General features: G+C 45.0%; 16 protein-coding genes. 4 read left to right on the top strand and 12 right to left on the bottom strand.

All coding sequences use genetic code 11. From position 1 onward, the window contains the following. The first annotated feature begins 103 nt into the window (after window positions 1–103). Window positions 104–1,444 carry an ATP-binding protein gene (locus ACQRBJ_RS12695; RefSeq protein ID WP_445303817.1) on the top strand — a complete coding sequence of 447 codons (1,341 nt, stop codon included), beginning with the start codon at window positions 104–106 and terminating at the stop codon, window positions 1,442–1,444. A 92-nt stretch (window positions 1,445–1,536) separates the two neighbouring features. Here the strand turns inward: ACQRBJ_RS12695 and ACQRBJ_RS12690 are convergent, their stop codons facing one another. Next, entirely contained in the window at window positions 1,537–2,244 is a 708-nt protein-coding gene (locus tag ACQRBJ_RS12690; protein WP_445303818.1) for a glycerophosphodiester phosphodiesterase family protein, read from the bottom strand. 737 nt (window positions 2,245–2,981) lie between these two features. Here ACQRBJ_RS12690 and ACQRBJ_RS12685 point away from each other — a divergent pair. Next, window positions 2,982–4,955, top strand: a complete 1,974-nt coding sequence (locus ACQRBJ_RS12685) for a DUF262 domain-containing protein (protein WP_445303816.1) — start codon at window positions 2,982–2,984, stop codon at window positions 4,953–4,955. Window positions 4,956–4,960: 5 nt separating this feature from the next. Continuing rightward, entirely contained in the window at window positions 4,961–7,531 is a 2,571-nt protein-coding gene (locus ACQRBJ_RS12680; RefSeq protein WP_445303815.1) for a GmrSD restriction endonuclease domain-containing protein, read from the top strand. A 271-nt stretch (window positions 7,532–7,802) separates the two neighbouring features. On the opposite strand, the gene ACQRBJ_RS12675 is transcribed toward ACQRBJ_RS12680, so the two are convergent. The 8 genes from ACQRBJ_RS12675 to ACQRBJ_RS12640 all read right to left on the bottom strand — a co-directional run bounded on the left by ACQRBJ_RS12675 (window position 7,803) and on the right by ACQRBJ_RS12640 (window position 20,389). Continuing rightward, on the bottom strand, window positions 7,803–8,645 hold the full coding sequence (locus ACQRBJ_RS12675) for a CvfB family protein (protein ID WP_445303814.1): 843 nt from the start codon (window positions 8,643–8,645) through the stop codon (window positions 7,803–7,805). A 114-nt stretch (window positions 8,646–8,759) separates the two neighbouring features. Next, on the bottom strand, window positions 8,760–9,545 hold the full coding sequence (locus tag ACQRBJ_RS12670; RefSeq protein ID WP_445303813.1) for an ABC transporter ATP-binding protein: 786 nt from the start codon (window positions 9,543–9,545) through the stop codon (window positions 8,760–8,762). 161 nt (window positions 9,546–9,706) lie between these two features. After that, window positions 9,707–11,098 carry a rhamnogalacturonidase gene (locus ACQRBJ_RS12665; RefSeq protein WP_445303812.1) on the bottom strand — a complete coding sequence of 464 codons (1,392 nt, stop codon included), beginning with the start codon at window positions 11,096–11,098 and terminating at the stop codon, window positions 9,707–9,709. 136 nt (window positions 11,099–11,234) lie between these two features. Beyond that, complete coding sequence (locus ACQRBJ_RS12660; RefSeq protein WP_294970070.1) at window positions 11,235–12,362, bottom strand: glycoside hydrolase family 88/105 protein; 1,128 nt, start codon at window positions 12,360–12,362, stop codon at window positions 11,235–11,237. A 128-nt stretch (window positions 12,363–12,490) separates the two neighbouring features. After that, the gene (locus tag ACQRBJ_RS12655; protein ID WP_445303811.1) at window positions 12,491–15,070 is read right to left on the bottom strand and encodes a glycosyl hydrolase; all 2,580 of its coding nucleotides are present in this window, start codon (window positions 15,068–15,070) and stop codon (window positions 12,491–12,493) included. A 196-nt stretch (window positions 15,071–15,266) separates the two neighbouring features. After that, the gene (locus ACQRBJ_RS12650; RefSeq protein WP_445303810.1) at window positions 15,267–16,214 is read right to left on the bottom strand and encodes a polysaccharide deacetylase family protein; all 948 of its coding nucleotides are present in this window, start codon (window positions 16,212–16,214) and stop codon (window positions 15,267–15,269) included. A gap of 4 nt (window positions 16,215–16,218) precedes the next feature. Then, entirely contained in the window at window positions 16,219–17,094 is an 876-nt protein-coding gene (locus ACQRBJ_RS12645; protein WP_445303809.1) for a sialate O-acetylesterase, read from the bottom strand. A gap of 178 nt (window positions 17,095–17,272) precedes the next feature. Next, window positions 17,273–20,389: a sugar-binding domain-containing protein gene (locus ACQRBJ_RS12640; RefSeq protein ID WP_445303808.1), complete on the bottom strand. Its 3,117-nt coding sequence runs from the start codon at window positions 20,387–20,389 to the stop codon at window positions 17,273–17,275. 282 nt (window positions 20,390–20,671) lie between these two features. Between ACQRBJ_RS12640 and rhaD the strand changes: the two genes are divergently transcribed. Beyond that, window positions 20,672–21,481: a rhamnulose-1-phosphate aldolase gene (gene rhaD, locus ACQRBJ_RS12635; RefSeq protein WP_264951576.1), complete on the top strand. Its 810-nt coding sequence runs from the start codon at window positions 20,672–20,674 to the stop codon at window positions 21,479–21,481. Between the two features lie 258 nt (window positions 21,482–21,739). Here the strand turns inward: rhaD and rhaM are convergent, their stop codons facing one another. The 3 genes from rhaM to ACQRBJ_RS12620 all read right to left on the bottom strand — a co-directional run bounded on the left by rhaM (window position 21,740) and on the right by ACQRBJ_RS12620 (window position 24,632). Beyond that, complete coding sequence (gene rhaM, locus ACQRBJ_RS12630; RefSeq protein WP_022110650.1) at window positions 21,740–22,057, bottom strand: L-rhamnose mutarotase; 318 nt, start codon at window positions 22,055–22,057, stop codon at window positions 21,740–21,742. 113 nt (window positions 22,058–22,170) lie between these two features. Next, window positions 22,171–23,202 carry an L-rhamnose/proton symporter RhaT gene (locus ACQRBJ_RS12625; RefSeq protein WP_217761859.1) on the bottom strand — a complete coding sequence of 344 codons (1,032 nt, stop codon included), beginning with the start codon at window positions 23,200–23,202 and terminating at the stop codon, window positions 22,171–22,173. Between the two features lie 176 nt (window positions 23,203–23,378). Beyond that, entirely contained in the window at window positions 23,379–24,632 is a 1,254-nt protein-coding gene (locus ACQRBJ_RS12620; RefSeq protein WP_294970051.1) for an L-rhamnose isomerase, read from the bottom strand. Window positions 24,633–24,662: the final 30 nt, after the last annotated feature.

The following is a 24,662-nucleotide window of genomic DNA, read 5'->3' as shown; positions in this document are numbered from 1 at the left end:
TGATATGCCTAGTTGTCCCTGATTTACAACAAACTTTAACGCTGTTGCCGCTGATTTGCGACAAAAAAGTAGTATCTTTGCCCCTGATTTGAAACAAATGCGTATGTTTAGACGAAATATCATCAGTAAACTGGAGGCTTGGATGCAAGACAAAAAGCATAAGCCTCTTATCCTGAGAGGAGCTCGACAGGTTGGCAAGACAACTGTGGTCAATGAGTTTGGCTCTCAGTTTGATAATTATCTATATTTCAATCTGGAAAGAAATGAGAATGCCAAGTTGTTCGAGATGGAGATTCCTTTAGACGACCTGGTGAATATGCTGTATGCCAGTGCCGGTAAGGTTAAGAAAGAAGGAACTACCCTTGTTTTCATCGACGAGATACAGAATTCTCCTAAAACCATAGCACTTCTCAGGTATTTCTATGAACTGAGACCTGATTTGTATGTTATTGCAGCTGGCAGTCTGTTGGAGAATCTGGTGGATGTTAAAGTCAGTTTCCCTGTAGGAAGAGTACAATATCTGGCTTTGCGACCTTGTTCGTTTTCGGAATTCCTGGGAGCTATCGGCAAGAATAATCTGCTTGCCGTACTCTCGCAGAAGGCAGAATATACGGTTGCCTTCCATGAACAGTTGATGCATCTTTTTAATCAATATACCATTGTGGGAGGTATGCCTGAAGCTGTGCAGCAGTATGCTGAAACCCAGGATGTCATTGGTATCGAAGATGTTTATGAAACTCTGGTGCAAGCCTATAAGGATGATTCTGAAAAATACGTCAGAGGTAATAAGTTGACAGACGTAGTGAGATTCATCCTCTCCTATGGTTGGGCTTTTTCGGGTGAGACCATTACGTTAGGTAACTTTGCCAATTCTGGCTATAAGTCAAGAGAGGTGGGCGAGGCATTTAGATTGTTGGAGAAGGCTATGCTTCTGGAGCTAGTTTACCCTGTATCTTCTACCCAGTTGCCGATTATTCCTGAGACCAAACGAATGCCAAAACTCATCTGGTTTGATACGGGATTAGTGAACTATCAGGCGGGGATCAGAAAGGAAATCATTGGCTCTACCGATATGGTGGACAGTTGGCGTGGGCATATTGCAGAACAAATTACGGCTCAGGAGTTATTGGCTTTGGAAGATAGGGTGGGACAGCATCGCTCGTTTTGGGCAAAGCCGAATAATGGTGCAGAGGTTGATTTCATTTTTACTCATAACTCCAAGCTTTATCCGATAGAGGTAAAGAGTGGAACCAATGCCCATCTCCGTTCTCTCCAGGTATTTATGGATAGTTCTGATGTAAACATAGCCATCCGTATCTGGTCAAAGCCTTATTCTATAGATAAGGTCAAGACCATTCATGGCAAGGAGTTTACGTTGATCAATCTTCCGTTTTATCTGATAGGTAATTTGCGGAACGTATTGGATGCTGTTGTCGAAGAATAAAGGGTAGATACAAAAACAAAAGAATTCAGCAAATAAGCATCTTGGCTATTTGCTGAATTCTCAATTCATATTCTATTTTTTCCTTTTATTCTTTACTTGAAGCTGAGCTTGCCTTCGGCAATCTTCTTGGCTTCTTCTGGCTTGTTGGTGGTTATGAAGTCAACGCCGGAATCTACGCATTTCTGAATCTCCTTCATCTGGTCGATGGTCCATACATTCACCTTCATGCCCAGGTCGTGACTCTCTTTAATCCAGTTCGGATTTTTGAGGAGGGCACCACCATAGTAGTCGATGCCGGCAAAGCCTTTCTGCTTGATGACTTTGGGAGCCACGTCGCTGCCCAGATTGTAAACCCGGGCATGTGGGTTCAGCTTCACGAGTTCCTCGCAGGCATGCATGCTGAAGGAGATGTAATCCACCTGCTTCTCCATGCCGGTTGCCTTTACTAAATCAAGGCAAGCCTTTACGCATCTGTCTTCACGCTCAGGAGTCTGATGTGCCTTGATTTCCAGAATCAGCTGCATGGGAGCAAGCTTCTTGCCTGCCTCCAGATAACTCTTCAGCGTGGCGATAGGCTCACCGTTGGCAAGCTTCAGATTTTTGATGTCGGCATACTTGGCGTTCTCGATGATGATGCCATGGATGTCGTCGTCCTGGTTTACCACCACGGTGTCAGGAAGAACAAGGCTATGCAAAGAATTGCAAAATAAAAATGCCTCATTTCCAATGCTGGTAACGCTGTCAGAAATGATAATATCAAACAGAGAACTGCAACCCCTAAATGCAGACTCAGCAAACATGACAAACCAGCTCATCCTGCTAAGGACGAAGCAGAAAGATGCCGAAGTTATTATGCAAACATTGCTTTCTTCAAAGGCGCCCTAACCGAATACACATTCCAAATTGTTACTGGGAATATTTACAAAAATGGTATGGAAAAATATAGAGTTATTATTGCAGGAAGCAGCAGTTTCTTCAATTGTGATTTGATGAAAGAAAAATGCTGCCTCTACCTTGAGAACAAACTTAAGACGCATCATGTCATCTTACTCTCAGGAACTTCCATTGGTACAACAGAATTGATAAAAAGACTATCCAGCAGAATTAAAAATCCTAGTTGAATCTAACTTTGCTGAATGGGATAGATTCGGCCGAAGTGCTGCTGGTATTTCAAACATTAAAATGGTAGAAAGAGCTAATGCGCTTATTGCTTTTTGGGATGGAATGAGTACAAGGACAAAGCAACTTATAGATATGGCCATAGCCAAGCAAATACCAGTTAAAATTATACGATATTGACATAATTAACAAGATGAAACAACTTCTATGCAGAATTTTCGCACAGATTACAATATAAATCCCCAAAAAAAGTGAAAAAACGAGTAAATCAGTATTGATTCTAAACAAATTTCACTATCTTTGCAGAGCCTTACCATGTAAAGTGGATAAGCACAAATTAATTTTGACTTAGATGATGGTGTAGTGGTCAACTATGCCAAATTTAGGGATGTTCTAAAAAAGATAAAATAGCAAAGCTATGGTTAATAGTATTGACAGAAAAGCGGTAACAGAACTTATGAAGGGGTATTATTTTTATATCCCTTCATATCAGCGCGGCTATAGATGGACCAGCATCCAGGTGGTTCAACTACTAAGTGACTTATTATGTTATGCAAGTAGCACTTTTAACAAGCGAATACAAGGTATCAACGAAGGTGAGTACTATTGTCTGCAGCCGGTAGTAGCAAGAAAAATCACAGACAAAGAAGTACTGAGAAAATTCCTACCAAAAGATGCTAAGAAAGATGCAGAAGCATGGGAGATCATAGATGGTCAACAAAGACTTACAACTCTTTATATATTGTACAAGTATTTAATTACGAAGTGCAATATTTCTGCTGAAAGTTTAAAAGAGGATGAAATAGAACTCTATCATCTTACCTATGCCACAAGAAAAGGGTCTTCAGCTTTCTTAGCAAATATTGGAAACAACGATGATGAATGCAATGATAATATTGATTTTTTCCACATGAGTCAAGCCTATGAAACTATTGACAAATGGATAAGAAGCATTGATGAGTATGAACTTGCAGGTGCAAAAAGTTTGTGCCAAAGATACAACTTAAGCACAAAAGTGAGCGATATTCTGAACATATTCCGTTCATTATTAAATGCGGAAAAAGATAAATATTCAATGTATGGATCAGTCCAAGTATTATGGTATGAACTTGCAGATGACAAAGATGCCATTAAAGAGTTTAGAGAAATCAATACAGGTAAGATTTATCTAACAGATGCTGAATTAATAAAAGCTCTCTTTCTCAGAACACAGAACTTGGAATCGCAAGAGCATATTCAAATGCAGCGTGCCTTAGAATGGGAAAATATTGAAAATACGCTCCAAAATGATGCTTTCTGGTGTTTTTTAAACGCCAAAGGAATTGATATGCCTAACCGCATTGACTTCATCTTTAATCTAAGATATAAGATGGAAACTCTTTCTGTCTTAAATCAAGACGATGATAATCTTGATGGAAAAGTTGATACACTGTTAAGAGACTGTGAAACAAAACTCGCAACGAATAACTTTGTGTTCAACTATTTCTACGACAAATTTGATGGAAAATCTAATGTTGAATTGATTCAAGCATTAACCACGGAATGGGATGAAATACTTAATATCTTCCATACAATAGAAGATTGGTATGAGGATGTCATCACCTATAACCTTATAGGTATGCTCAGTCAGTACCAAGGCAACTTGCTTCCGAAGTGTTATTATCATTTCAATCACATGGATGAAAATGAGTCCAGGGGTGAATTTAAAAATTGGCTTAAACAAAAAATTTGTGATCAGACACAAAATATCACAGTGGAACAGGGACATATTGACCTCAGCTTTGGTGATAGCCGAATATTTAATTTGCTCTTGCTCTTAAATGTCCACCATTTAAATAAGCAAGCAGAAGGACTTGAGAGCCAAAGCGAGTTAAGTTCTATCTATAAATTTCCATTTGATGTTCTTACTAAGCAAGGTTGGGATATAGAACATATAGATTCATTCACAACTAATGGATTGAAAGAAATATCAAGCAAAAAGGAATGGATTAGTATAGCTCTTGAAGACTTAAGTATGAATGAAGAGGAAAGATCTTTCATAAATGAGCTTTACGAAGAAGGAGAACTTGACAAGGCCATCGAGAAAATACGAGAAATCGCAAAAGAGTGGACTGATGCACCAGAGGAGGTTAAGAATAATATTGGGAACCTCACTCTATTAGACTCAGGAACCAACCGTTCATATGGTAATAGCTTATTTGTGGTGAAACGTCGTAAAATCATTGAAAGAATGAAAGCTGGCATTTATATTCCAGTTACAACTACTTATGTCTTCATGAAACTCTTCGACGAAAACGGAACAAACCGCTCTCGATGGGGAGAAGAGGACATGAATAAATATCAAGCCTACATTTGCGATGAACTCAAAGATTATCTAAACATTAAAAAGTAAAGACAATGAGTGAGACATATACATTCAGAAGTATTTTCAGCAAACCTATTTCATACGCAAAAGACGAGGATCCTATAGTAATTTCGAAAGTTATCATACCAAGAATACAGAGACCCTATGCGCAAGGAAGACTTGGTGAAGCAGAAACAAAGATAAGAAATTCCTTCTTGAAGGATATTTTTAAATACTTGACATCTGAAAATGATGCCATCATGGACTTTCATTTTATCTATGGTTCTATCAAGCATATTGAAGATATTACAAATCAAAAAGAGTATATCTTGGAGCTATTAGATGGTCAGCAGCGTTTTACAACTCTGTTCCTTCTTCATTGGTTTCTTCTTAACAAAGAGAAAAGACAAAATACGGAAGTAGCAGAAAGCATTGTCCATGCACTTAAAAGTTTCACCTATGAGACTAGAGCTACAGCTACTGCTTTTTGCCAATCTTTAGCTCAATATTCATGCAGCTTAGAAGATGAAAAGCCAAGCGTTTGCATACGTAGAGCAAGATGGTACTATCATAATTTTGACAAAGATTCTACCATTGCAGGTATGCTTGTCATGCTGGATGCTATGAACGAGGAATACAATAAGACTGAAAATAATAATCTCTTGGAAAAGACCGAGAGATTGCAATTCTATGTACTCCCCCTAATGCAGTACAATCTTTCAGAAGAACTATATATGAAGATGAATGCTCGTGGTCTGCCTCTATCTGTCTTTGATAATTTTAAAGCAGAATTTACAGGTGCTTTAAGAAAATGTAAAGCATTGACAGAAGAAAAGGTTGACTTAGAGGGTGGCATTCAAAATGAATTAATCTCACATGAAGAAAGTATTTCTCTGAAACTGGATGCCAAATGGATAGACTTGTTTTGGAATAAAAACAAATCTAATTCTGATGAAAGCTATATGAGATTTTTCAGTAGATTCTTTGCCTATCGATATATGATTGATAGTGATGTTGCAGCTAACGAAATGACAAGCAAAGAACTTCCCATTTACTCATTTTATACACTTTCAGAAAGCAAAAAAAATAAAAATGTATATTTAGGATTTGATGAATATGAGAAAGTCTTGACCAACCATCCAGAATATTTTACGGCTTTAGAAAAAGTCTTAGATACACTTTGTTCGCATAAAGAAGAAATTGCCAAATCACTCACCCCGGCCTGGGGAAAAGAGAAAGAGGAAAACTTCTTTCTGGATTCTACAGCAACGTTTTCACAAACGCTCTTGGTTGTATTTGGAGCCATTTGTGAATTTATACTATGCTATGAGGATTGGGAAGCAGATATTTACCAAAAATGGATGAGAATCGTATGGAATATCATAGAGAATACCAATATTGACAGTTTGATACCAGCAACCAACACGCTACGTAATTTATCTAATTTTACAAAAGCTGTTGCTTCGAATCAGCACAAAGCAAGTACATTCTATGATCTCAAATCCAGGGCAAAATGTAATAACAGTTTCTTTGAGGCAGTAGCTGCTTCCAAGGAGATTGGCTCTTGGCCACGTCCATTCCAGGAAGAAATAGAAAAGGCCAAGAGAATTGCAGAGAATCCAGATTGGCTAACTGTGTTTCAAAGTGTAGAAGTCAATCCATTCATAAAAGGCACTACCTGTTTCTTCTATGAAGAAGGAATGCCAATAGAAGTATTCTGCAAGAACTGTGAGTGTATTCAAGAAATGTTTGATAAGGAAGGTATCAGTCCATATTATCGAAAGAATCATGTACTACTTCGTGCTATCAACTCCAATTTGTACGAATGGGATGGTCAACTAGAGAACCGCTATGTAACAGAAGATAGTGAACCTAAAAAGTTCTTAAAGACATTCCTCATTAATGAGCCTATCATAAGAAAGATGCTTATAGCAGCATTTAAGAATGCCAACAACAAGGAGGAGATTACATTCTTTTTAGAAGAGTACATCAAGAGCAACATTGTGTCACTGAATGGTTTAGAGAACTGGGATCTTCAACTTGCCATTGCTCATAACATCTTATGCCAAGACATCAGACTATACGACTGGATGACTTCTCAAAAAGCACCCGTTTGCATAAGCTTGTTTAAAGGACACATTGCTGTAGCTATACCACGTGTATGGTATGATAGATATTTAATCGATTCTGAAAGAGATATTATAGCCCAAAAACTAAAAGATGATTTTAGCATGGAATATTGGGAAGATGAAACTAAACATACCTATCTGTCTGATTTCGAAGAAACTGGACACTATAAAGGTGAAGATTTGTTTATGTTTGCATCACTATCAGACAAGGAAGATTATTCTATGAATTGCTTGTTCAAGAATTGCCACGAAATTCGAATATTCGTACAATGTCCAAGTCAAAAGAAATGTAAGGAACTTGAGAAATTATTACTTGAAGGTACCATATATGATGATGAGCGAAATTGCTTATACTTCGATACCGATATGGATGGTAACCTGATGGCTAGCTTTCATTACTTTTCAATAAGTGACTATAGTCCAATAAAGAAGCGTTTAGAGGAGATTTGGGATAAAGTAGAATCGGCGGTTAAAAAATTAACAAACAATAAGTAGCAATGAATTCGCGAAATAGAAGAATACAAGAAAAAACATAAATAAGCATCAGCCAAGAAGTCAGGAGCTTCTTGGCTTTTTTCGTCTAAAATATTAAATCTTTAAGGTTGCAATTTGCGACCTTAAACATAGGAAATCATGGTTTGTGATATCCAATGTATTAAATCGAGTAGGAGGAAAACAAAGTAGTTTTTCTCCTACTTTCGTTTTCCTCCTACTCGATTATATACCTTTTATATATATACCTTATTATATATACATCTAATCTGCTTTATTCAGCCAATCGGATGCTCATAGGGCTTACGGTGATGAGGCGCTTCTTGTAGAGGTCGCCAATGGCACGCTTGTAAACCTTCTTGCTCACGTGGAAACGCTCGTAGATGTCGTCGGCCTCGCTCTTGTCGCCAAGGTTGCACTCGCCGTCGTTGTCCAGAAGATACTGGTAGAGGGTTTCGGCGAAATCGGCAGTTTGCTGAATACCGGTCTTCTGCAGGGTGACATCTATCTTTCCGTCAGGGCGAACTCTTCCGATGTATCCCTTCATCTTGTCACCCGTGTGGATGTACTGGAAAATCTGGTCCTGATAGATGAGACCCGGATACTGGTTGTCGATGATAACCTTGAAGCCGAGGTCGGTCTTCTGCCAGATGAGGAGATCCACCTCATCACCATGCTTGTAGTGAGGATGGTCTTCGTTGAGATAACGCTCAATCTTGGCAGAGGCAACGATGCGATAGCTCTCCTCGTCTATGTGGATATGCACGATGTAGGAGTTGCCAAGCACCATGCGCTTCTTCTGCTCGCGGAATGGACAGAAGATGTCCTTCATCAGTCCCCAGCCCAGGAAGGCTCCGAATTCGTTGACCCATTTTACTTCGAGATAGGCGAAGTCGCCCACCTTTGCCAAAGGGGTTTCGGTGGTTGCTATGAGACGCTCTTCCTGGTCGAGATATAGGAAGACATCCAGCTCGTCGCCGATGCCAGCATCTTCAGGAACGTAGCGGGATGGAAGGAGGATTTCTCCCTCGTTACCACCATCGAGATACAGACCGAAATCTACTTTCTTTACGATGCGAAGGCGATTGAAATCGCCGAGTTTTATCTTTTTTGCCATATAATATTACTTTCGAGAATATAAAATGCTTTTGCCCTTACAGGGCGACAGGTTTGCGTCCGTAATTACCCAGGGTGTTGCCCTGGGCTAGGAGCTTCTGCCCTTTCTGGGTGTTTAGATGCAATCTATGGATGAGTCTGGTTCTTCTGCAGAAACTACTTTATTGTTATCAGCAGATTCTTCTGCAGAAACTTCTTTATTGTTATCAGCAGTTTCTTCCTGGCTATCAGCAGCTCCAGCCTCCACCGTCTTCTCTATCATTCCATCCTTGAGATGGATGGTGCGGTCGGTGATGGACGCAAGACCCTCATCGTGGGTAACGATGACGAAAGTCTGACCGAACTTGTCTCTCAGGTCGAAGAAGAGCTGGTGAAGCTCTGCCTTGTTCTTAGTGTCGAGGCTTCCTGATGGCTCATCGGCAAGGATGACGGCAGGATTATTGACCAAGGCTCTCGCCACGGCTACACGCTGTTTCTCACCACCAGATAACTCGGCAGGCTTGTGGTTGGCTCTGTCGCTCAAGCCCATGAATTCCAATAACTCCTCGGCACGTTCCTTGGCTTCCTTTCTGCCCTTTCCGGCGATGAAGGCAGGAATCATGATGTTCTCCAGGGCGGTGAACTCCGGTAGAAGCTGATGGAACTGGAAGACGAAACCGAGATGCTGGTTGCGGAAATCGCTCAGTTTCTTGGTGCTGAGGCTGCGCACATCAATGCCGTCCACCTCTATGCTGCCACTATCTGGCTTGTCGAGGGTACCGATAATCTGGAGAAGAGTGGTCTTGCCGGCACCACTAGGTCCGACGATACTTACCACCTCACCCTTGTCAATATGCAGGTCGATGCCCTTAAGTACCTGCAGGGAGCCGAAGCTCTTTGTTATACCTTTTATATCAATCATTTTCTTACTCAATATTATTTTGCAGGCAAAATTAAGCAAAATAATTGGAACAGCCTAATTTTAAGAGGTAAAAAGAAATAAGGAATGATATAAAAAAGCAAAACGAGCCTTATTCCTAGGAATAAAGCCCGTTTCTGTGTTGTTTTCTATAAATAGATGCTTTATTTCAACCCGTCAGCATCGCCGGTGGTCTTCAATCCGTTGCTCTTTTCTCTAGGGGTGATATTCACTTTCTTCGCTATGGTGTTCTCGATGAGATTGGCATCGAATGCCATCTTCTTGTCGGTGCAGGTGATGTTCTCGAAGGTGAAATCTACCAGACGGTATTTATCGCTTGTTCCTACATCGAAGAAGTTGTCACAATCCATCTGGATATTCTTCATCGTGATGCTGTTGCACTGGCTCAACGGCATGTCCTTGCGATCGCCTGGCTTGAAGAACTGGGTCCATGGACGGATGACGAGGAAACTGCCGGTCTTGCCCTGGATATTATCCACCGTTACATACTCGTAATGCTGAGGAGTATCAGGACGCATCTTCAACCAAAGCACGCGCTGCGCATTGCCTACCTTGATGTTGCGCAATACGATGTTGCGGTCTTTTATGCTTTCGCTGCCAAGGGTTAAGCATCCGTGCACTCTACCATAGGTGCAGTTCTGGATGAGTACATTATATACAGGACCGTTCTCCGGTGCCTGGTCTGCCCAGGTTCCCTTTCCGCCCTTGATGGCGATGGCATCATCGTTTACGCTCATGTAGCAGCCTTCCACCAGTACATCGTGACAGACATCAATGTCGATGGCGTCGCTGCTTGGTGCCCGCATGCCACTGGTAGGGGCGAAGATGGTGCAGCCCAGGAAGCGGACATGGTCGCAACGGTAGATGTGGTTGGTCCAGAACGGACTGTTCTGGATATGCACATCCTGCAAGGTTACGTTGCTGGAGTTGCTGATATAGACGAGGCGAGGGCGCTGTGCATCCTTGTTGGTGCACTGTCGGTTCCAGGTGCGGCGAATCCAGAACTCCTCCCAGTAGTGATAACCATTTCCATCGATGGTACCCGGACCGGCGATGGTGAAGCCGTTGCATTTATCGGCATTGATGAAGGCGGAGAAGTATTTGCAGGTCTCGCCTTCGATGCGGGTTTCTACCACAGGGAAGTTGGCGATGCGATCGCTACCTTTCAGTTTTCCGCCTTCTGAAACATAGAGATGGGTCTTTGGCTTGAAGAAGAGGGCACCGCTCTGATAGGTTCCGGCAGGCACCACGATAACACCACCGCCATCTTGGGCAGCACGATCGATGACCGCCTGGATAGCCTTGGTCTGAATCAGGGTACTATCCGTCTTTACGCCATAGTCGGTGAGGACGTATTTCTTGCCCAGGGTATCCACGTTCACCTTTTGGGCGTTGCTGCACCAGGCATCCATCTTTGTGCCATCAGGCCAAAGCTCGGTTTGTGCCTTCTTTGCTTTCTTCTGTTTCTTTGCGGCGTTGGCGCTTAGTGGCGAAAACGCCACCAGGCAAGCCATCAGCCAGATATATTTCTTCATGATTTGTTCTTTTTTAAAGATCTAGACTTGGGGGACCAGCGATGGAATAGCTGGGAACGGGGGCGTAAAGGGGGAAGGGGAGCTTTTTAGCTTTTGGGCTTTTACCTTTTTACCCTTTTACCTTTAAAAAGCCTTTTTACTTTTTTCCCTTTACAAGCTTGTAATACTCTGCGGCGCCTAGCAGGAGGCAACCGGTGCCGTAATCCTCAAAGTCTGGGACTGAGGTGAAGGTGACTGGCTGACCGGCTGATGGCTCCTTTCCTGTGCCCTGGTTGTAGCCGATGAAACCATCCTCGTGAACAGATGCGGCAAGCGCCTTCCATGCCTTGTCCATCGCCTTCTGGTAGGTGGCTCTAGGAAGAATGCCCTGCTGAACGCCCCATGCCATACCATAGAGGAAGAGGCCTGTACCCGTCATTTCAGGACCGCCATAGTTGGCTGGACAAACGAGGCTCACGTTCCAATAGCCATCTTCGCGCTGGCACTTCAGGATAGCCTTACTCATCAAGATAAAGTCTTTCTTCAGATACTGATAGTACTTGTCTGTCTTTGGCAGAGTCTCCATCACGCGTACCAGGGCTGCATATACCCAACCGTTGCCACGGCTCCAATAGCAGTTGCTGCCATCCTTCTCCTTGTAAGGTGGCACATAGTCCTTGTCTCTCCACCAGAGCCCCTCTTTCTTGTTGAAGAGTCCGTTAGCCAGGGTATCACGGCTCCATTTATAGGAATTCATCGCATAATCCAGGTATTTGCGCTCACCGGTAATCTTGGCATACTTGGCATAGGCTGGCATCGCCATCTGGATTGCATCAATCCAGGTCCAGTAGTTTACCCGGTTGGTGGACATCTGATGGTCGAGGTTCTCCTTTACCTTGCTTAAGTCCTTCTTGCCGCCTGTCTGAACGTAGCGGTCCATGTAGGTTTGCTGGCAGCACTGGTTGTCGGCATCGGTATCGTTCACGCTACCACGGGCAGTCCATTTGTGGTAATCCGCCCATTTATCGGTGTAGTCAAGATAGCGCTGTTGAGGGTCAATCTCGTAAAGCGCCATCAATCCCTCGTAATATACGGCACGGGTCCAGAGGTTGCTGGTACGGACTTTCTTTACGAATGTGTCGAGAGTAGGGTCGCTGTACTTCGTCATGAAGTAGTTGTTGGTGCGATGAGCTACTTCCAGAATTTCATTTTGCAATGCGTTCTGGGCAGACATTGAGGTCAAGCCTATGAGCATGCAGAGCGATGATAAGATCAGTTTCTTCATTTGTCTTGTTATTAATGTTAGTTTATTATTTTTTTTATCAAGAATTTAGAGAATACGAGAATTTTTTCTTCTTTCCTGATGATATGGAATGAAAATTCTTAAATTCTATAATTCTTGACTTGTGATATTTACTTGATTTCCACGAGTTTCACGGTGCTGTTCAGGCCGCTTGGCACAGGAGTCCATTTCTCGTAGGTGGTCTTCTTGTAGTTGATGTCCACCACGTTGATTTCCTTCATCTTGCGCCACTTTACGCCCTGGCGGTCCATTTCTGCGATGCGGTTGGCAGGCAGATTGGTAACCTCGATGCGGATGGTGTTCTTGCCCTTGTTGAGTGCATCCTTGCAGTTGAGGATATATGGTACAGCCCAGGCGCAACCTACATATTTATTATTGATATAGACACGGGCACTTTCACGAACATCACCCAGGTCGATAGCCCACTGCTTGTTGGCATCATCCTTCGATAGCTTGATGGTAGTTTCATAGACACCCGTTCCCATCATCACCTTCGCCTTGTCGCTGAGGCCTTCCCAAGACTTCAAGCCCTTCAGGTTGAAGTTTTCTCCTACCTTAGGCGCATCCTCAGTGAACGACAGCTTCCAGGTATTGGCAGTCAGGTCGATGGTCTTGCTATCCGCAGCCGCAAACTTCTCCTTTTCGCTCACCTTCACCTTAGAACCGAGTTTCCATTCGCTTACAGGCTTATTTGATGTGATGAGGATGCGGCTCTCGCCACTCTTCAGGTTCAGTTCGATGCCCTTGTCGCCGATGCTTGCCTCATGATATTCGCCCGTCATAGGGTTGTACCAGATGCCATGCTTCTCGTTCACGGCCAGAGCCACACTGGAAGCGATGTCCTTGCTGGTGAGGTTGGCGATGAAGTAATGATGGCCGATGCTGTTGTTGCGGCGAATCATCTTCAAGCCCAGGTTCTTTCTCATCATTTCAGGCTGGGCTGCCTGTTCCATTGCCTTGATGTTGTCGCCCTTGATAATCTTGGCGCCCTGTGATTTCAATTCAGATATGTGCTCAATAACGTCGCTTGGCATGATGTTGTTGCCAGGAATGATGATGCCCTTGTATCGGGTTCCGGCAGCTGTTTCAATCATACCATTCTTAAAGGTACACGTGCGGAGGTACTTGTCGCTGATGTAGTCGCAGTCGAATCCTGCCTTGTCGATATCGAGAATCACCTTGATAAACTCCGGTGCCTTCTTCGCCATACTGTGGATGTCGAATTGCATCAGCCAGTTCTTGGTATCCTTGCGCCACATATCTCTTACCGGCAGATAAACCAGGAAGTCATTGTCTGGCTGTCCCCACTGCAGATAGGTCTGGCAGTTGGTGATGTACTTCATCAGTTCCGGAGCGTCGCGCCAGATACTGTTGGTAGGACTCATATCCACCGAAGCATAGAACTTCCAGCCTGGCCATGGATCGTTCTTAGGTGAATAGGCGGTGCCATGGAAGAACATGTGGTTTACGCCGGCGCAGAACATCAGGTCCATATCCGGTTTCATCTGGCTCAGGGATGTGCGGAAGTGCTCGGTGAGCCAGGTGAAGGTTTCGCTGGATGTATATTTCTTTCCGGTGATGTGTGCTGCTGATGGGGCATATTTCAGCATACTCAGGTCGCTGAAGTTAGGACGGGTCTTTCCCGGATCCTTGCGCAGTCCCTTGATGCCGAAGTCGGTCAGTCCAAAGCCTTCAATCTCCGGGATGTCAACAGCAGCATAGCAGTCGATGAGGTTGGCTGGTGAACCGTGTGCCTGATTGCGGGTGATGGCACCACGCTTGTTTGCCCATTTGGTCCACTGTTCGGTGAAGTTATGGAGCAGCATGTCGCCCAGGGTTTCACGGTAATCGCTTACCACCACAGCATCGCCATCGAGGAACTCTGGGAACTTATCCTGCAGTTTATATCCGTGAAATTTCTCGAATTCCGTCAGGAGGGTAGGCGTCCAGTTGGCACCATATACCTCGTAGCTGTCGTTGAAGAAGGTATGAGGATATGGAGTCTTCGATGCCACGAAGGCGCTGTCGATGTGCTGTAGATAATTGGCCACGGCAGTAGAGTCGAAATGGTCGATAACGTATCCCTCTCCTCCAGGTGCGGCACGCTTCACCTTCTGTCGGGTACGGCTTTCGTAGAGAGCGATGACGCGTTTCTTGTTCTTTGCTCCTTCTACCGGGAACGCCTTGATGACCTTCAGTTTGGCAAAATCACGTTCTTTCTGAGGCACGTTGAATTCTATCTCCATCAGTTTCTGCTTTACATCCACGATGGTATCCACGAACACCGCCTTGCATGCCGCCTCGCTGATAGGTACCCAAGGACCACCGAAAGGCCATCCTGTGCCGGTAGACATATCGGTCTCGATGCCCACCTGCTTGTTTTCCTTCTCAACAAATTTGAGCATATCCATCCATTTAGGCGAGAGATAAGGGATATCGTTCTTGTCGTTGCCCTGTACGCCATAGAGCGGTGTTATTTCCACGGCACCGATACCTGCCTTGGCGTATTCGTCAAGGTTCCATTTCAGGTTTTCCTGATCCACGGCAGATCCCATCCACCACCATCTTACGCCCGGTTTGGCTTCCTGCGTAGGGGTAGGAAGCAACTGAGCCTGGCTGTTGAGTGAAGACAACAATGCCAAAGCAAAGGATAATCCTATGAATTTATGATTTCTTTTATTGTTCATCATATTGGGTTTTATTAAGTTGATCTTAATTGTTTATTCTTCGTTTGCAAAGATAGCGAAAAATACCCAATAATAGCCGTATTATGATTCTTAAAAATGTAAAATAGTACAAATATGCTAGGTGTTTTGCCAAAAAGTCAAGGAAGTGCATAAAAAAGATGAGCTCGCAAAATGCAAGGTATTAAAAAAAGTAAGATGGTCATCGGCTGATGATCACCTTACCTTTTGATGGTTCTATCTGAATCAGATATTTTTCGTCTTTATATTTGATGGGAAGGTTCTTGCCAGCCTGCGTCGCCTTGATGGGTTGGAAATCCAAAATCAGGGTAAGCGGTACTTGGAAGATGTTCTTGTTGAGTTTCATCTTCGGGGTAACCATTACCTGGTTCTTCTTGGCTTTTATCTTCAGGGTGGTATTGTCACGCTCCTGCTGGTATGCTGCCACATCATGAAAGGTAGCAATCCAGAGTTTCCCATTACGCGCTTGATTCTGGGCGTAATCGAACATCTTCCAGAGACGGGTCTCATCGCCGAAGCTGTCGTATCCCATGCGGATGCCGTGGGTCATTGTTACTGCCCATTCACCTTTTTCAATCACTTCTTGCAGGTAATTTTCAAACCATTCCTGGGTGCGCTTGCTGCCAAGACTAACCTGATAGGTGCGTGTGCCCACACGATCTTTACTGCAATATGCCACCGCCTCGTCGCTCTTTCTGTTGCCTGGATAGAAATAGGTGCGGGGGAAGATGCCGGTGTGCTGATAGATAAGTGTATCGTTGTGCTGCACCTCGTATCGCAATTCATCCTGGGTCAGTTTTGATACGTTTTTGTGGTCGTATCCATGACTCGTCATCTCCTGTCCATTCAGCGCCATTTCTTTTGCCTGTTCCCAGGTGAAGGTCTGCTTTTCGGGGTTCTTGGGTTGTTGGTTCATGCGTGAACCGATGAGGCAGAAGGTGCCCTTGATACCCAATTCTTTCATCTTCGGGAAAAGGATGGAGTATTGCTCCTTTAGACCATCATCGAAGGTAAAGGAGATGGCAGCCTTTCTGTTGTCGGCATACTTGGCGATGGAAATACTTTGAGCATGAATGCCCGAAGGTACCATGCTTAAAAGTGAAAATATAATGTAACCTATTGATCTCATGTCTTTACTTCAGAAGTTTTTCCTTCTCAATAAGCTGGAACATCTTGTTGCCCAATTCCTGAGCCCCCTCGGCATCAAAGTGCAGAACATCGCTGTGCAGGCTGGCATTTGGCACATCTACCACATAGATATTCTTGTCTTCCTGGGCAAGTCGATGCTGCGCATCTTCCACACCTTGGCTCCACTGCTTGCTCTTATGTGAGATTCCACCTATTATAATAGGTAGGTTGGCGTACTTCTTATTGCCTGTTTTCTCTACAAGATAGGTGCGGATATAGGTGAGCATCTGCTTCAGGTTGTGATAGTAGTTCTTTGCCTGATGGCGGTCGCTTTCTCCCTGGTGCCAGAGCATGAATTTGATGTCGTATCCCTCTGGCAGATGGCTCAGCTGGTTGTCGATGCAGGCACCGATATTCTCGGTGAAAGCCTTGAGCAGGCTCTTTCCGCCCTTGTCGGAAGCCACGTTTTTGGCAAGGTATTCTGGTGAAGCATTCCAGTATTGCTTGCTGGTGCTGGTGCAGAGGGTGTCGATGGCTGTGCCGCCCAGACTCTCCTTGATGACGTAGAAATTCTTCTTCAGTTTCTTCTCTACGTTCCAATATACGATGGCGTCGTAAGCCCAGCGTTCCGGTTTGTTCTTATTGTAGATTCGAGGCCAGAAAGTCTCAAATTTTCCTTCACCCGACAGACTGCTGGAGCCAAAACTCCACTGGCAGTATTTGTATTTCTGCAGTTGTATTTCGGCAGGAAGTTCTGTATTCATCACTCTACCATCGGTGTTCGACTGTCCAGCTGTGAGTATTACCACGGCTGGCTGTTTCTTGGCAGCTACCGGCATCAGGCAGAATGCTGCAAATAGGAGACAGATATATTTCTTCATATTCTTTAATTGATTGATATCGTAAGCAAAAGTATTTTTGCTACTTGGTTCTTTATTGTTTTATTTTGTTTGCAAAATTACGGAATAAAAAAGACGTAGTTTAATTGTGCAAAACTACGTCTTTTTGTACCATTTTTATCTTGAAAGCTAAATTTTTCGTCTTCAGAAAAGCAATATTCTATCTAGAGATGTTCTTCAGAAAATCAATCTCTACGATTCTCAATACCGGTTTGCCTTTCTTGATTCCTATGAAATCGAGGGTGCTTGCCTTGCCGCCCGCCAGCTCCTTGGTGTCGCTGAGCTGGGTCTTGCTCTTGGCATCGCCCATCATCGTGATGGTGATATCCTTCGCCTTCACCGGCTTGTCTATCTTGACATGAACATAGCCGAGGCAGGCGTAGGTGTAACCCTCCCAAACCTTCTTCTTGCCGGCAAAGATGGCGAGCGGATACATCTTGTCTCTCCAGCCCGTAAGTTTCACGGTGATTTCGTCTACCTTCTCTTTCTTGGCAAACTGATAGGTAATCCAGGCATTCTCAGGCTTGCCATCGCTCTTCCATTCGGTGGTCTCATCGTCATCGAAAGTTTTCTGGACATCTTCCTGGCTTACGCTAGCCACGGCACCGGTGATGTCGATGGTCTCCTTGATATCGGTATAGGATGGGGTAGATGGAGTTTCTCCACGAGAAAGGTCGCCCTTCAAGCTGAACTGAGGCAGGTAGTGCTCGATATCGACCTTCTCGGTCTTCAAGTCGATGCTTGCCACGCCCTTGATGCCATCAGCACCAGCACAGATTGTGATGTTTCCTGGGTTCACGGTACTGCGGATCAAGACTCTGTTTACACCGCATTCTACTGGCAAATCAATCTTTCCGATGTAATTATCGAAGGTATTGTCGCTATCTGTTGAATCGAGAATATCAGCTGCCTTGCGGGCTGCCTTCTGTTCTGCTGTCTCGTTCTTATCTACCACGAGGCTCTGCTTCTTGGCCGCAAGTGCCCTTTTGGTTTCCTCGTTGGGAGTAGCCAATCCGCCAATCCATTCCATTTCGCCCTGATAGTTGAAGTGGATGGTTCGGTTGTCGAGTGGACAGCGTCTGCCCTGCTTATCTACCACCTCTACCTGGATGAGCGCCATGTCGGCACCATCAGCCTTGAAACCTTCCGGATTCTGGATGCTGGTGAGCTTGATGTGATGAGGCTTGCCCGCAGTTTCGATGGCATAACGGCTTGTTTCTTTCTTGGTCTTGGCATCTTTTGATTTCTTATCAGACTTATCGTATGTATAAGCAACAGCTTCAATCTTTCCAGCCTCGAAAGGTACATTCTTCCAGGTGAAGAGCCACTGGTTGCTGCGTTCGCCCATGCCCAGACTCTTGCCGTTGACAAAGAGTTCTACCTCGTCGCCGGTACTTACCACATATTCTGTCTGCTTGATGGTGCCTGGCTTGTAGTTCCAATGTCCCACGATATAGGTGGCATCCTTTTCAGGAGATACCCAGCCGTTCCACATCACCTGATGAGCGAAGAAGGCATCCTTCGGAATGCGCATCGCATCGGTTACACCGCTCGAACGGTAGTTTGCCTCACCACGATGATGGGTGTTGGTATCTGAGAAGATGATCTTGGTTCCGCCATCGCTTACTCTTTTGCCGGTGCCCGGACGCTCCTGCCAGTATTCAAACCATCGCTCTACCATGCTTGCTGCAAAGGTATCCATGTTGTGGTTGTATTCGAAGGCAGGTTTGCCGCGATACAAGGGTCCGTCGCCTTCCTTGTGGTAAGGATAGCTCTGTTCATCCCAGTATTTGCGCAAACCCTCGTCGCGATGATACTCCATCGACCACATCGGATGCTTCTTGCTCTTGTTGATGTAAAGCATTTCGCCGCCGTATTCAGCCTCGTTGATGTTGAGCATCTCTCGGCTGCCGCTGGCTCTGCCGCCGTGAGGGTCGAATTCGTCGCGGATGGCTTTCATCTGCAACATGTGTTTGCGGCTCACACCCTTATTACCGCTTTCGTAGAAGATGATGCTAGGGTTGTTGCGGTTGTAGATGATGGCTTCCTTCATCAGTTCCAGGCGCTGTTCCCATCTTCTGCCTTCCACGTCTCTTTCGGCATCACCGGCTGGCATTGCCTGAATCAAGCCCACTCGGTCGCAGCTCTCGATGTCCTGCTTCCAAGGGCATACGTGCATCCAGCGAACCAGGTTGCCGCCCGATTCCACCATCAGCTTGTTGCTGTAGTCGCTCAGCCAGGCAGGAACGCTCATACCCACGCCAGGCCACTCGTTGGAGGTGCGCTGCGCATAGCCGTGCATCATGATGGCACGATCGTTGAGATAGAACTTGCCTTCGCCAAACTGGGTCTTGCGGAAACCGGTCTTGGTGATGACATCGTCTATCTTGCTGCCGTCGTCTGCCTTCAATAGGGTCTTCACGGTGTAGAGATATCCATATCCCCAACTCCAGAAATGAGCGTTGTCCAGGAGTCCGCTCACCTTCACGGTCTTGGTTTCGCCAGGCTTCAATGTGTATCTTTCGCCATCAAAATGACCCACTTCCTTGCCGTCTGCATCCAGAATCTTGGCGAAGAAGCGGAAAGAGCGAGACTTGGAATCCTCATTCCTTACCTGCGATTCAGCGTTCACCGTTACCTTCTTACCTGCAATATCATAGTTACTGCCATAGATATAGATACCTGTGGTCTTGAGATTATTGTAGAGCGGAAGAGTCTGGTAGAGTTTGTCGGTGATGTGGAGGAACACGTTCTTCGGAATACCGCCATAGTTGGCATTGAAGTTTTTGTCGTTCCACTGATAGCGCTGGCCTGTGGCTCGTTCACGATAGCTCCAGGAGTTATCCACACGTACGGCGATGACGTTCTCACCTTTTATAATATAAGGTGTCAGATCGAATCCGCTTGCCATCACACCATTCTCGGTATATCCCACTTTCTTACCATTGAGCCAGATGTCGGCACCGAAGCGCACGCCCTCGAACTCGATGAAATACTTGCGGTCGCCCACTTCCTGGATATGGAAGTGCTTGCGATACCACATGATGGTGTCGCTGAGTTGTTCGATGGAAACCTTGAACGCTTCTTTCTCGTTGAAGGCACGAGGCAGCGTAATCTGTTTCCAACCGGCATCCTTGTAGTTTGCCAGTTCTGCTCCCTGGAAGTCGCCCACCTTGAGCAACCATCCCCCATTAAAATTGAGCTTTGTCCTTTCTACTGCATACATCTGGCATATCGAGATGAAAGCGAGTAGAAGCAGAAATAGTCTTTTTCTCATTCTGATTTTGTTTTGATTGTTTTGTTGCGTTATTATTCTAATTTTGTTGCAAAGTTACGAAAAGAATGTATATTTCTTATGGATTTTTGTACGATTTCATGTTCTTTTGTTCGAGTTTCTACTATTTCCGTTTTATAAAATTGAAAGTGTCTACTGAAATCAGAAAAACAGAAAATGTTATGCCAAATGTCATAGCTCAAATATCAAAAGAATAGGTTGGGTATGGAGCGAAATGAGTATTTTTGCAGCAGAAATTTTAAACAAGCTAATAACAAGAATAATATGAATAGTGTTTTAGAAGGTCGTCCTGCCTTGAAAAAGGAGGTCGAGAAGATTGCAGAAGTTGCCGGATACCTCTGGCAGAATGGTTGGGCTGAGCGTAATGGTGGTAATATCACCGTAAACGTAACTGACTTGGTTGATGACGAGATCAAGGCTTTGCCAGCTATCAGCGAAGTGAAGCAGATTGGTACAGCTTTGCCAGCATTGAAGGGTTGTTACTTCTTCTGCAAGGGTACAGGCAAGCGTATGCGCGACTTGGCTCGCTGGCCTATGGAGAACGGTTCTATCATCCGTATCCTCGACGATTGCGCCAGCTATGTCATCATCGCCGATAATCCTGTGATGCCAACCTCAGAGTTGCCTAGTCACCTGAGCGTTCATGCCCGTCTCATCGAGAAGGGTTCCAACTATAAGGCTACCGTTCATACTCACCCTATCGAGCTTATCGCCATGAGCCACAACAAGAAGTTCATGGGCAAGGACGTTTTGAGCAACCTGCTCTGGAGCATGATTCCAGAGACCAAGGCTTTCTGTCCGCTCGGTCTGGGCATTGTTCCTTATCAGTTGCCTGGTAGCTTGAAGCTGGCTGAGGAGACTTTGAAGGAGCTGGAGGATTACGATGTAGTGATGTGGGAGAAGCACGGTGTCTTTGCCAAGGGCCTGGACGTGATGGATGCCTTCGACCAGATTGACGTGCTCTCAAAGAGCGCAAAGATCTATATCGATTCAAAATGCATGGGATTCGAGCCTGATGGCATGAGCCAGGAAGAGATGGCTGAGATGACCAAGGCTTTTAATTTGCCAAGATAAAATATAGGTTAGTTCATCAGATACATAAAGAATGTCAGATATTGATTCAATATCTGATATTCTATGAATAGTAGATATAGTGTTGTTGGTAATATTTTGATATAAATAGGTTTACTGAATATACATTTTATAGGTAATAGGTTTATTAGGTTTTAGTGTTATTAGGTAAAAGTTTTTGGGTTTAGTGAAACAAAGCCCCCGAACATCGTGAGATGCTCGGGGGCTTTTTCTGTTTCTAAGTTAACTAAATTCTTTATATCAATCCATGTGGAAAAGTTCTTCCAGCGGAATGCTGACAGGCGAATTATCAGGATTCACCTCCATGATGTCTGCCATCATATCCCACCATTTCTGGGTGATAGGATCCACGTTGGTGGTGTCCTGGCTGTTGGTATCGCTATCGCATTTCTGAACGGCAAAGAGCAGGTTGGTGTCCTTGTCCCAGAAGATGCTGTAGTCGCTCACACCCTGGTCCTTGATCATCTGTTTCAACTCAGGCCAAATCGCAGCATGGCGCTTGGCATATTCCTTTTCGCATCCCTTCTTGAGATACATCTTAAATGCAAATCTTTTCATTTTCCTTTGAACTTTTTTTCCTTTGAACTTTGAACTTTATGATTAGTTTATCTGTATAAAACTTATCTTCAATAATAAGGCATATCATAAAGTTCCAAGTTCTAAGTTTAATGTTAAACTAGCTGTGGCAGGAAGCTTGAGATAATCAAGACTATGATGCCAACGATTAATACGCCGATGGTCTTTTTAGAGCAGCCTTTCCATTCCTTCAGGATGATGCCCCATACGTTCGAGAACACCACGTTGAGTGCCATCAGGATGCAGAAAGACAGGGTCATGAGGGTAGGGGATTCGGTGAGGAAACCCTTTCCTAAGGACAAGCCGAAGAACTGACTGTACCACAAGGCTCCCGCCAGGGCGCAATATAGGATGTTGTTGCTCCAAACCTCCTCGTTCTTATAGTCGCTCCAAGTATGATTCTTGGTGTTCTGATAGAAACAGTAGATGGCGTTGGTGATGAAACCACCCACGGTTACGAGGAAGGTGGCAGGCAGGGTCTTGAACATATCCGGAGTGAAGGTGCCGAAGTGGATATCCTCTCCGAAGGCAAGACCTACATTGAAGCATCCGCTCATAAAACCAGCCAGCAGGGCGATAGCGAGACCTTTAGGGAAGTTGAAGTCCTTCACAGCCGCCTTCTTCTCTTCTTCAGAGAGAGAGGAAGCCTTCATGCTTCCAGCCACACCAATGATGGCGATACCGATAAGAGTGACTACCACACCGAGAATTACGCTGAAGGTGAGCGATGAGAGGGCATCCAGCTCGGGGAAGAAGATGTTGAGCAGCACCGGACCCATGATGGTTCCGAGACCCGCACAGGTTCCCAGGGCGATGCTCTGCCCCAAAGCTACTCCCAGATAGCGCATGGAAAGGCCGAAGGTCAGTCCGCCTACGCCCCAGAGCACACCAAAGAGCATGGTCATCGCTACATTGAAGCCATAACCGTCGAATAATTCAAAGAAAGAATGTCCGCTAGGAACAGCGAGCATAGCGCCTAAAAAAGGCAAAATAAGCCATGCAAACACACCCTGAACTACCCAGTATGATTCCCAACTCCAATCTTTGATCTTGTTGATAGGGACGTAACAGCTGGACTGGCAGAATGCGCCGATGGCTATGATTAAAAGTCCTATTAATATTTCCATATTTGCTTGGTTTTTAGGGTACAGAACTTTCGCATATAAAGAAGTTAAAGGAGTTAAGGAAGTTAAGGAGTTAAGACGTATGTCTTGTTGCTTAAAAACTGCGTGCAAAGACTGTTGTCTTAACTCCTTTAACTCCTTAACTTCTTTAACTCCTGAACATACAAATGTTCAACATCTTAGTTTCTCTTAGTGAGAACTTCTGCTTCATACTTCTCGATGTCAGCGATATACTCCTCGCCAACAGGGATATTGTTCTTCAGGTTGAAGTAATCGTATACAGCACCGAATGGCAATGTCTTCTCTTCCTCGAGGAGAGCCAGGCGCTGGAAGAGCTTGCCCTCGTCCTCGTACTTGCGGAGGGTATCCAATGGCTCAAGGAATGCCTGCAACAATGACTTCTGAGCGGCACGGACACCGATGATGTAAGCACCGATACGGTTGATGGAACCGTCGAAGTAGTCGAGACCGATGTGAGCACGGTCGAGTGCGTTGGCACGAACCAGCTCAGAGAAGAGGTTGCGGGTATTGTCGTCGAAGAGAGTTACGTGGTCTGAATCCCAGTGCATTGGGCGGGATACGTGGAGCATCAGCTCAGGAACGAAGAGCAGGAGTGCAGAAACTGCATCTGATACGTTCTCTGTTGGCTCGTAGTGACCTGTATCGAGGGTGTACATCACGTTGTTCTTAGCGCAGTAGCCAGCGTAGAAGTCGTGAGAACCTACGGTGTAAGCCTCCAAGCCGATACCGAAGAGCTTAGCCTCCAGGCAAGACTTCATGTTTGGCAATTCCTCTGCCAGGATCTCATCGAGAGAGTTCTTCAGAATCTCGCGATAGCGGCCCTTCTCTACGGTGATATCCTTGGAACCATCGTGTACCCAGATGTTCATGATACATGGGTCGTTCTGGAACTTACCCATGGCGTCTGCGATACGGCGGCAACGCTTGGTGTGCTCAATCCAGAACTCGCGGATAGCTGGGTCAGGATTTGACAATGTGAGGCTTCCGCTCAATGGGTGAGAGAAAGAAGTTGAGTTGAAGTCGAGCTTCATGTTCTGCTCCTTAGCCCACTGCATCCAGCCTGTAAACTGGTCAACGGTTACTTCGTTGCGGTCGATCTGCTTGCCGCCGAACTCACCGTAAATCTCGTGGAGATTGAGACGGAAAGTACCAGCGAGGAGAGAGTTCACCTTCTCGATGTCCTGACGGAGCTCGTCGATGTTGCGAGCCTTGCCTGGATAGTTACCTGTACTCTGGATACCGCCAGAAGCTGCCTCGCCACGCTCGAAGCCAACCACGTCGTCAGCCTGCCAGCAATGCAGAGAGATTGGAGTCTTCTCCAAAGTCTCAATAGCCTTGTCAGTATCTACACCCAGAGCGGCATAGCGCTCCTTTGCAATCTCGTAATTCTTTAAAATCAAATCTGCTTTCATTGTTTTTATGTATTTTGTTTGTTGTTTTTT

Source organism: Prevotella sp. SGI.167 (genome assembly GCF_050313615.1).
Classification (GTDB): Bacteria; Bacteroidota; Bacteroidia; order Bacteroidales; family Bacteroidaceae; genus Prevotella.
The sequence above is the reverse complement of the archived record's forward strand: the minus strand, read 5'-3'. Positions and strand labels throughout refer to the sequence as shown.